Raw genomic sequence first — 8,856 nt, 5'->3', positions numbered from 1 at the left:
AAGAAGGTTGAGATGCTGTTTGCCCACCTCAAGCGTATCCTGAAGCTGGACCGCCTCCGGCTGCGAGGGCCGAACGAAGCAAGAGACGAGTTCCACCTCGCAGCCGCCGCTCAGAACCTGAGGAAGCTCGCAAAGCTCCTCTCGATCCCGCAGCCGAGCCCGGCCTGACCGGCTGGCGACACCCAGCTCGAGGGCGAGAGCTCATCCCGCCCCTCTCCGATCTCGGCCGCAAACGAGTTTTTCAACGAAATCGGCCATAACCGGTCATTCGGCACCGCACCGCCTGCCATCAAAAACTTTCGCGGTGATCGCCTGCCAGAATTTGATTCAAGTTTCCGATCGGCCATTGCGCCGGCAAAAACGACTATAAATTAGAAGTTGTTTGACAGGCTTATTGCGGCAATTGATAAAGTCGCCGGCATGAAGCTAATTTATAGCGATGCAAATCAATCTAGCACGGATCCATGGGATCATCTTTATCGCGTGGTTGAACCTGCGCTTGCCCTCGCTCCGGTTACCTTTCTAAATCACCTAGAGGACCATCAAAAATCAAACGGTGTTTCGCATGCGGTCGCGACTTACGACAGCGCTCCGATCTTCGACTGGATGATGAGCCTCGTGCCGCTTCAGGGTATCTCCGATCAGATCGCATCCCGCTACGCCGAGCAGCATGGCGGGGTGACAAACGCCGAAATTCAGGCGGCTTTATCGGTACCTCAGAGGTGCACGCGCCTTACGAGCTACTGGCATTTTGAGGCGTGCGGATATCGCAGGGTCGACCGGACCTGCGCCGAACCGGCTCACATCGACGCCTGCACCTTACCCCTCCCGAGGCTGAGAAAAGGATCGCTGAACCAAGCCGCCTACAGCCTCGCCCTCTTCATTCGCGATGTCTGCGACGGCGACTTCGTCGGCTGGATCGATAAACGGCTCGCCGAGGCCGATCCCGGCTCTGGGGCACCCGAGCGTGGTCCGCGCATGCGGGAGGCCGTTCTCAGTCCCCTCTGCGAGACCTACGGCATTGGACCGAAGCTCTGGGCGATGATGCTGGCTGACCTTCTGCTTGGCGCCGACCCGAACCGGGAACGCTGGGTTACAGCTGGATCGTGGATGATCGCCGTCGACTCGTTGGTCCATAACTTCCTGCGTCGGACCGGCACCTTGGCGCGCTTCGACGCCGAACACGCCTTCGGGCCGGCTTGTACCGCGCCTGGCGGCTGTGCGGACATCATCGAAGGCTTGGCCTGCCGAATCGATGCCCGAGCCTACAACCCAGATTTCCCAGCGACCTTCCCGCGTTTTGTTCAAGCAGCACTGTGGGGTTTCTGCGCGGAGGCTGGCTGGGACATCTGCAACGGCAATCGCAGCGACGATCGGCTCGGCTGTCAGCAGCGGCAGTGCCCAGCTTTCGAGGTCTGCGACCGTCACCAGAACTGACAGGCGAACACGCAACCCTGCTGAACAGGTTGACAACAAGACTAAATTCCTATATGAGTTGTGGCGGGCGACGCGAAGCTGCCCAAACCTGAGGCCATGATGATTCGACCGCAGCCCACTCGAAAGCCACCACATCGCCAACAGCGGTCACGGTCTGCATCGAGCCTCACCTACCCATCCACAACGAGCAAGGGGTCCCATCCGGGGCCCCTTTCGTTTTTCAGGAGCTTGCCATGATCGCGATCGTCACCAAGGCCCAAGAGCAGGCTCAGAATCCCGACCCCGCGAAGGGCACCGAAGCCAACACTGAAACTTCGGCTGCCAAACCTACACCCGCGCTGATCGTCTTCGGCGCCGATAAGGACGGGAAACCGCACGCCTCGTGGTTCGCCGAGCCGGATACCGCCCTTGCGACAAAGGCCGCCGGGGTGATGAACATGCGGACCCTTCCGCTCAGTACCGAGGCGCATCGAACCCTTGCGGCGGAGTTGCCGTCTGGCCGCGTGTTCGCCTCTGGTCGGGCCTTCGTGCCGTTGGTCAAGAAGGGCGTGTACGATCGCCTTAGCGCCTTGGCTGGGCAGGTCGGGGCTACGGCAACCGCGGCAGGCGAAACGGTCGCGCACGGGACTGCTACGGCGACGGGCGATGTAGGCGACCAAACCTCCACGGCAATCTCAACCGGCGAAGCCCGATATCCGCGGAGCTGGGCCGGCGTCGCAATCGGCAGCCTCGTGCTGATCTCTGAAGGGGAGCAGGACGGCTGGTACGAGGCCGAGGTGATCGAGGCGAAGACCGGCGGGATCTACACCCTGCGCTGGCGCGACTGGCCGGACCTGCCCCTCCTCGTGCGCCGGCGCGAGCACATGGCCCTGCTGCACCCCAACACCGCCACGATCGAAGCGGCCTGAGGGGGATCGGTTATGAACATCCGGATCCATAACGCTGGGTCGAACCCCGCGGCGGCTGACCCCGTCGCGCGGGTGCGGGCCCTGAACGATGCATTCCGGCGCAGCTTCGCCGGAGGGCAGGTCGTTGAAACCCCGGGGGTGGTCGATCTGCGCGAGGCCGACCGCATCGCCCTGTTGCTGGCCGTGCGCCGCTTCGATCACTTCGACGTCGATAACGATCCTCACGGCGAGCACGATTTCGGTGCGGTCGAGGTCAGCGGCCAGCGGTTCTTCTGGAAGATCGACGCCTACGACCGGGCGCTGCTCGGTCATTCGCCGGACCCAACCGACCCCGCGGTGACGACCCGCGTGCTGACCATCATGCGCGCCGATGAGTACTGACATGGCCCCCCTCTGCAAGGTGCCGCGGCTGACCCGAAGCGATCTGCCTCATGCCAGTGATGCCATACGCCCGCAGCCGCGAAGCAGAGTAACAGGGCCCCGCTGCCAGACGATGACCCCGGTGCCTCGGCTGGCCTGCACGCTCGTCGGCAGCAGCCCCTTCACGGTCCATCCCGAGCGTTGGGTAATGCGGACGCTCATCCATCGGCAGGGACCGTATCCCGCCACGCCCGCTCAAACGGTAAGCGCCACGCGTAAGGCGCCACGAGTTGGTGGATCGACTTCGGCCCCCACGAACCCGGCTCGTACAGCCGTACAGGCGGCGGAGCTTCAAGGAGTGGGACCGAGACCTCCCACAGGCGCTCGATACCCTCCGCAGTGGTGAACAGCGTGCGATCACCGCGCATTGCATCGAGGATCAAGCGCTCGTAGGCCTCCAAGACATCGCCGGCCAATCCGGTGTCACGCATCGAGAACTGCAGGCTCTGCTTGTCGAGCCGCATCCCTGGTCCCGGCCGCTTGCCGTAGAACGACAAGGACATCTTCGCGGCGTCGGCGAGGTCGAAGGTGAGGTGATCCGGCCCCTGCGCCCCGACGCCGGAGTTTGCCGGGAACATGCTCTTAGGCGGCTCGCGGAAGGCGATCGAGATGATCCGCTGACCTTCCGCCATCCGCTTACCGGTGCGCAGGTAGAACGGCACGCCGGCCCACCGCCAGTTGTCGATCTGGCACTTGAGGGCAATCAAGGTTTCGGTGTCGGACTCCGGGTCGACGCCGGGCTCCGAGCGGTAGCCGCTGTACTGGCCCCGGACCACATCCCGCGGGTCCAGGGGCAGCATCGAGCGGAAAACCTTATTCTTCTCCTCGGAGATTGGTGCCGGCTCAAGGGACGTCGGAGCTTCCATGGCCATGAAGCCCAGGATCTGAAACAGGTGGGTCACCACCATGTCACGGTAAGCTCCGGTGGCCTCGTAGAAGGCCGAGCGGTTGCCCAGGCCCAGAGTCTCCGGAACGTCGATCTGTACGTGGTCGATGAAGTTGCGGTTCCAGATCGGTTCGAACAGGCCATTGGCGAAGCGAAACGCTAGGATGTTCTGGGCCGGCTCCTTGCCGAGAAAGTGGTCGATACGGAAGATCTGGGCCTCGTCGAACACCGCGTGCAGGCGAGCGTTCAGATCGACAGCGCTCTCCAGATCGACTCCGAACGGCTTTTCCATCACGACCCGCGAGCCCTCAGCGAGATCGGCGTCCGAGAGCATCTTGACCGCCGAGAGGGCTGCGGCCGGCGGCACACTGAGATAGTGCAGGAGGCGAGTCTCGACCCCAAGCGTATCCCGTGCCCGATCCACTGCCTCGCGCAGCGCCGCCGGCCCCGCCGAGATCGGCACGTAATCGAGGATGTCTGAGAACGCCGCCCAAGCTTCGTCGCCGACGCGGCGCGTGGCAAACCGATCCAGAGCTCCGCGTGCCGCGGTCCGGAAGCCATCGGCATCAAGGTCGTCCAGGGAGACACCGATGATACGACAGGCCGGAATGAAGCCTGCGCTGACCAGATGAAATAGCCCGGGCAGGAGCTTGCGTTGAGCGAGATCCCCGGTGGCGCCGAACAGGACGACAGCCTGCGGGTGCTTTGGCCCGACGTCGGGAGGTAGCTTCTTCACAGCACTGCTCCGCGAGGCACGCCAAGATCCTTGCGACAGGCCGTCAGCAACAGGAGTGCCAATCACCAAATCGCCTGGGTATGCAGGCGGCAGGCGCAGAACGCTGGGTGCAGTAGAAGGCAGCCTGCGCACGGACGCGGGAGCGGGCCGGATGATCGAACGGCGAAGAGCATCTAGGTCGGAAGGGGACGGGCTATCGCGCCACATCCTGCCGAACGCGGGCACGATGGTCGGCGTGTGCACCACGCTGATCGGCCTGGTGAAACTCCTCGAAGCCCGGATCGGACCGAGCCACGTCGACGAGTATGCCGCCCTGACCGCAATCCTGTTCCTGGTCAGTGCGGTTACTTCCTACCTGTCGATCCGCCTGACGGCTGAGAACGAGCTGGCGGTCCGTCTGGAGCGATGTGCCGACATCTGCTTCGTCCTTGGGTTGGCCAGCCTGTCGATGATCGCGATCCTGTTCGCCTACGAGACGATCTGAATGCGGACTGGGGGTTCTGGGAAAGCTCGGAAGATCAATCGCACCATAGGTGTCCTGGAACACGTCAGGCCGGAAATCTTGGGCATACATCGGGATCACACGGCGACGACAGTCGCGAACCCGATGGAGCCGACGATGACCTGGACGAACCGCATCACCATAACTGCCACGCTGATCGGCGGAGCTTTCGCGCTGATGAGCTACGCCCAGGCGCTGAGCCTGCCTTCACACTTCGCGTGAGGGATCAGACCGGCGTCCTACCTGGCTGATAGAGGCCAGGCGCCAAGGGCTAAACTGGCTGGTGTAGGCCGGTCACGACGGGCGCCCTCCGACCCCGTGCCAAGCCATCTCAAGAACCATTGCCCGCTAGCCCGCGTGTGTCGGGTCCGTTTCCGCGATCTCGACAGACAGGGCGACGAAGTCCTCGCCCGAGTTGGCAGCGTGCAGGGCGTGGCCGATGCGGCGCAGTTCGGCCCGGCAAGCGGTGCCGATTGGATCCGCAGCGAGGCCGGCGACGTCGAGGGTATCCGCGGCCGCCGGAGCCATGGTGTCAATCCACGGCCTGCCCTTGGCCCAGCTGGAGTTGGCGGCGGCACTGCGCTCCCGCTCGCCCGTCACGACGATGCGCAACAGGGCGTCGGCGGCCGCCTCAATGGGGGTGGCGGGCATGGGTTGCCTCACTGAAGAAGCCGATCAGATCGGCGTTGAACCGATCAGGATCTGTGGCTGAATGGGCGTGCCCGCCTTCGGCAGCGAGCGCCAAGCGCGAGGCCGGGATGGCGCGAGCGAGATCTTCCGAGCGCGTGTACGGGACCAGCACATCGTCGCGCGAAGCAGCGACCAGCGTCGGCACCTGGATGTCGCCCAGTCGCCCCTCGGCATCGAACGCGAGGAGTGCCCCGAGGCGGGCATGCAGATTGTGGCTCCCCTGGAAATGCCGAACGCCTTCGACTTCCTCCCGTGCCACCCGCTCTGCATGCCGCGAGAGCCACGGGGCGGGGTACAGGAAGATCGGCTGGGCCCGGAGGTAAGCTTCGGGACCTCCGTGTTTCAGCAGCGCGGTACGGGCATCGAAGCAACGCCGGGTGTGGGTGTCGACCTTCGCCCAGGCGTTGACGAGGACCAAACTCGACAGGCGTCCCGCTGCACGCAGGGCGAGATCGATGCCGACCAGGCCACCGAGCGCGTGGCCAACGAAGTGGCAACGTTGCACGCCTGCTCGATCCAGGACGTCGAGCACGTCATCAGCCATATCGGCGATCGTATATTCGGCAGGGAGCTCTTCCCAGTTCGCGCCAGTTCCGCGGTGATCATAGACCAAGACACGGTACTGTTCGCCTAAAGCGTCAAGTTGAGGCTTCCAGTAGATGCCCAAGCCGCCGAGCCCGGCCGACAGCAAGACAGTCGGAGCGGTTTCCTCGGATCGCCCATGAATAACGTAGTGCATGGCTTGAACCTCGGCTGATCGGCTCCGAAAGGTGGCAAATGTCCTGCCACCGCACTTCGTCTGAGTGGCTGGGATGGGGCTACGGTCGGGGTCGGATATCAGCAGGCCTCCGGGCGGGCGGCGAATTCGGTCTCAGCCAACCCAGCGGCACGCAGGACCGCCGGGCCGGTGAAGTCGGCAACGGCGCGGCCCTTGTCGTCGTCCGGCAGGGTGGCGACGATCTCCAGCCCGATGGCGGCTCGCATCATGACGACGTGGATCAGCCCTTCCTGCGTGTCGGCGCGGCGGGCGAGGCCGAGCGCGCGTTGCCTGGAACCTGCGGCGGCTGCGGGTTGAGCGCGGCATCCCCCAGGAAAGTCTGGCGGTCGATGCCGGCGTGGACCGCACCTACGTGAGCGGCATCGAGCGGCGCGAGTTCAACCCGAGCGTGGATCTGCTCGATCGCTTGGCGACGGCTTTGGCGGTCGACATCCTCGATCTGCTGGCAGTGCCGGCGTGCGATAAGACCGCACCGTCACCCCTGCCGGCGGGACGAAAGCGGCGTTGATCAGGCCCTGCACGGGATGCACGCGATGCACGGGCTTTTGCGAGGGTGAGTAGGGGGTTTAGGCGTCGGCGCCCAGGTACAAATTGCCCAACCCCTTCGAGCAGCCCTTGATGCCCTCAAGCCCGCCTCCGAACGGCTCAACCGGGCTGGAGAAGGCGTCAACGAGGATTTTAGTGTTTGCCTGCCTTAAAGTCTCATCATGATCGATATGACGCATATGGCTAAGCTCAGCTAAGGCGACGCGATAGTGTAGGTGCTTGGGGCAGCTGTGCCTCGGCCCCAACCCCGTCAACCAGTCCCTCGACGCCTTCAGACCCGTCCTCTATGCCGTTGCCCACCGGGACGGGACGGAGTCGGGTCTTGCGATTCAACCACGTCGCCAACCGGGTGAACCCGGCTCATTTCCAGACCGTCGTGGACATGTTCGTCCAGCAGCTGGGGTTTGTGGAGCTGCGGCGCACCGAACGCGCCGTGTGGTTGCGGCAACCCGGGGCCAACGTCGACCTTCAGCTCAGCCTTAGCGACACCGGGCACCGAGATCATGACCGAGAGCGCTCGCAGATCTCATTCCTCAGTGACACACCGGAAGCCGACCTCGCCCGGCTGGCCTCGTGGTTCACAGCGCGGGGGCTGCCAGCTCATGTCGGTGCCTACTCTGATCGCGAGTTCTACCTCGACGTGCCGGCGGCGTTCGTCGATTTCGTCCTCGAGGCGATGCTGCCCGAGCTCGCCGCTTACGACGTCGAGGTATGACCATTTGCAGAAACCGGGAACGTCCGCTTGCAGGCCCCCTGGTGAGGCAGAGACCTACGACTGGGATGGGTGGTTTTACGAAGGTCCGCTTCTGGGTCGATCATAATCGGAAATAAACTTGAGCAGAACGAGCGCGTCGATCGACAGCGCGTGCCCAATCGCCCGCATAAGGCGGCGCAACGAGTGTGGTCGTCGGCATTCAGATGCCGACACCACCGTAACTTTACTGCGCCTCTGAACGCAGAACTTCGCGCACGAAAGCGAACACCGCCTCTCGGCCCTCTGAAGTTTTAATTGCAAGCCACATTTGGATCAGTTGCGAGGTGTCGTTTGCCGTTACCGCTGGAGCCGGTTCGATGAAACGATCCGGGGAGCAGCCGAGCGCCTGCGCTAACCGAGTGAGCGTTGCGCTTTTAGAGGTATCCGGTTCTGTATCGAGGCCCTTGGGCGTCGCCATGTCCATGAAGATACTCAAAGTGAGATGCTAGTTTCTGGGCAAAGAAATACACCTTACCATTGCATAGCAGGTTGTGTAACGGGGAAAATTTTACTAACTTATAGTGAGTTCGAGCTATGTAAAAGTCTTACATTCTAATTCTGTTAAGTGCCGGATTTAAGATCTATGGATCACGTCCCCGATTTGGGCGCAGTCGCTGATGCAATCATAGCTGCACATGCCATTATCGAGAATAACGGCACGGAAATGATGAAGACATTGAGCCGAATGATTCTACTAAGCGTAGGGAAAGAGATTGCACGTCGAATTGTTATTTCTAAAGAGGTAGAAATGCCCAAGGAAGAAGCAATAGAGCTATTGAAGGACCCGCTGGAAAAAGGCACGTAGAAGCTGCCTGTGACGGAAGGTCCGCGTCAGTCTGAAAAGCCAAGGTCCGTTTGCCACCCCGAACCGAAGTTGCCGGACCGCTGACGAATGACCGCTTTGGGGAAGCGCTGATGGCATCCGGGACGGCAAGGTAGGGTCGCAAGCCGAATGACCGCTCGGGGTGGATTTGCGACGGTCTGCTTCCGGTCGATGACCGAAGGAATCAGACATCGCCGTCGCACCCGCTCGCGACCCTTTGTGAACCCATAGACTGGCTCGGAAGCCGTTCAAGACGCCGACAGCACGTCGGGCAAACCCTTCAGGTCGTCCAACTTGGCGTGCGGCGGCCAGTCTGGGTTCAGCGGCTCGCCGACCCGGTCGATCCACACGGACCGGATGCCGAGTTCGTGGCAGA

The 8,856-nt window shown here is 62.7% G+C and carries 13 protein-coding genes; 8 read left to right on the top strand and 5 right to left on the bottom strand.

Annotated features, from left to right (window positions below; translation table 11 throughout):
- From MKK67_RS14110 to MKK67_RS14095, 4 genes are all read left to right on the top strand, one after another.
- Positions 1–168 (top strand): transposase (locus MKK67_RS14110; protein WP_243965672.1); only part of this gene is annotated, 168 nt, incomplete at its 5' end.
- A gap of 210 nt (positions 169–378) precedes the next feature.
- A complete protein-coding gene (locus MKK67_RS14105) occupies positions 379–1,437 on the top strand; it encodes a hypothetical protein (protein ID WP_243965670.1) in 1,059 nt (352 codons plus the stop codon).
- Between the two features lie 233 nt (positions 1,438–1,670).
- Positions 1,671–2,345: a hypothetical protein gene (locus tag MKK67_RS14100; protein ID WP_243965669.1), complete on the top strand. Its 675-nt coding sequence runs from the start codon at positions 1,671–1,673 to the stop codon at positions 2,343–2,345.
- A gap of 12 nt (positions 2,346–2,357) precedes the next feature.
- Entirely contained in the window at positions 2,358–2,726 is a 369-nt protein-coding gene (locus tag MKK67_RS14095) for a DUF3768 domain-containing protein (protein ID WP_243965667.1), read from the top strand.
- Between the two features lie 197 nt (positions 2,727–2,923).
- Here the strand turns inward: MKK67_RS14095 and zwf are convergent, their stop codons facing one another.
- Positions 2,924–4,387 carry a glucose-6-phosphate dehydrogenase gene (gene zwf, locus MKK67_RS14090; protein ID WP_243965665.1) on the bottom strand — a complete coding sequence of 488 codons (1,464 nt, stop codon included), beginning with the start codon at positions 4,385–4,387 and terminating at the stop codon, positions 2,924–2,926.
- A 151-nt stretch (positions 4,388–4,538) separates the two neighbouring features.
- Here zwf and MKK67_RS14085 point away from each other — a divergent pair, with 151 nt between their 5' ends.
- The gene (locus tag MKK67_RS14085) at positions 4,539–4,871 is read left to right on the top strand and encodes a hypothetical protein (RefSeq protein ID WP_243940810.1); all 333 of its coding nucleotides are present in this window, start codon (positions 4,539–4,541) and stop codon (positions 4,869–4,871) included.
- A 366-nt stretch (positions 4,872–5,237) separates the two neighbouring features.
- Here MKK67_RS14085 and MKK67_RS14080 read toward each other — a convergent pair whose 3' ends face one another.
- The 3 genes from MKK67_RS14080 to MKK67_RS14070 form a co-directional block, all read right to left on the bottom strand.
- Positions 5,238–5,540: a hypothetical protein gene (locus MKK67_RS14080; RefSeq protein ID WP_243965663.1), complete on the bottom strand. Its 303-nt coding sequence runs from the start codon at positions 5,538–5,540 to the stop codon at positions 5,238–5,240.
- A complete protein-coding gene (rutD, locus tag MKK67_RS14075; protein WP_243965661.1) occupies positions 5,521–6,318 on the bottom strand; it encodes a pyrimidine utilization protein D in 798 nt (265 codons plus the stop codon). The genes MKK67_RS14080 and rutD overlap by 20 nt, the downstream gene beginning before the upstream one ends.
- Positions 6,319–6,416: 98 nt before the next feature.
- A complete protein-coding gene (locus tag MKK67_RS14070; protein WP_243965658.1) occupies positions 6,417–6,566 on the bottom strand; it encodes a hypothetical protein in 150 nt (49 codons plus the stop codon).
- Between the two features lie 68 nt (positions 6,567–6,634).
- Between MKK67_RS14070 and MKK67_RS14065 the strand changes: the two genes are divergently transcribed.
- Both MKK67_RS14065 and MKK67_RS14060 read left to right on the top strand, forming a co-directional pair.
- Positions 6,635–6,865, top strand: a complete 231-nt coding sequence (locus tag MKK67_RS14065; RefSeq protein WP_243965671.1) for a helix-turn-helix domain-containing protein — start codon at positions 6,635–6,637, stop codon at positions 6,863–6,865.
- A 360-nt stretch (positions 6,866–7,225) separates the two neighbouring features.
- On the top strand, positions 7,226–7,618 hold the full coding sequence (locus MKK67_RS14060; protein WP_243965656.1) for a hypothetical protein: 393 nt from the start codon (positions 7,226–7,228) through the stop codon (positions 7,616–7,618).
- A gap of 223 nt (positions 7,619–7,841) precedes the next feature.
- Here the strand turns inward: MKK67_RS14060 and MKK67_RS14055 are convergent, their stop codons facing one another.
- Complete coding sequence (locus MKK67_RS14055) at positions 7,842–8,081, bottom strand: hypothetical protein (RefSeq protein WP_243965655.1); 240 nt, start codon at positions 8,079–8,081, stop codon at positions 7,842–7,844.
- Positions 8,082–8,240: 159 nt separating this feature from the next.
- Between MKK67_RS14055 and MKK67_RS14050 the strand changes: the two genes are divergently transcribed.
- Positions 8,241–8,462, top strand: coding sequence for a hypothetical protein (locus tag MKK67_RS14050; RefSeq protein WP_243965653.1), 222 nt, complete (start codon positions 8,241–8,243; stop codon positions 8,460–8,462).
- Positions 8,463–8,856 lie beyond the last annotated feature (394 nt).

The organism is Methylobacterium sp. J-072, assembly GCF_022829425.1.
Taxonomy (GTDB): Bacteria; Pseudomonadota; Alphaproteobacteria; order Rhizobiales; family Beijerinckiaceae; genus Methylobacterium.
This window is presented reverse-complemented; position numbering and strand designations above follow the sequence as displayed.

Excerpts from the sequence above, each read along its gene's own strand:
- MKK67_RS14085 (WP_243940810.1), top strand. The coding sequence starts at position 4,539 with ATGATCGAACGGCGAAGAGCATCTAGGTCGGAAGGGGACGGGCTATCG.
- rutD (WP_243965661.1), bottom strand. The coding sequence starts at position 6,318 with ATGCACTACGTTATTCATGGGCGATCCGAGGAAACCGCTCCGACTGTC.
- MKK67_RS14100 (WP_243965669.1), top strand. The coding sequence starts at position 1,671 with ATGATCGCGATCGTCACCAAGGCCCAAGAGCAGGCTCAGAATCCCGAC.
- MKK67_RS14070 (WP_243965658.1), bottom strand. The coding sequence starts at position 6,566 with ATGATGCGAGCCGCCATCGGGCTGGAGATCGTCGCCACCCTGCCGGAC.
- MKK67_RS14050 (WP_243965653.1), top strand. The coding sequence starts at position 8,241 with ATGGATCACGTCCCCGATTTGGGCGCAGTCGCTGATGCAATCATAGCT.
- MKK67_RS14055 (WP_243965655.1), bottom strand. The coding sequence starts at position 8,081 with ATGGACATGGCGACGCCCAAGGGCCTCGATACAGAACCGGATACCTCT.
- MKK67_RS14095 (WP_243965667.1), top strand. The coding sequence starts at position 2,358 with ATGAACATCCGGATCCATAACGCTGGGTCGAACCCCGCGGCGGCTGAC.
- MKK67_RS14080 (WP_243965663.1), bottom strand. The coding sequence starts at position 5,540 with ATGCCCGCCACCCCCATTGAGGCGGCCGCCGACGCCCTGTTGCGCATC.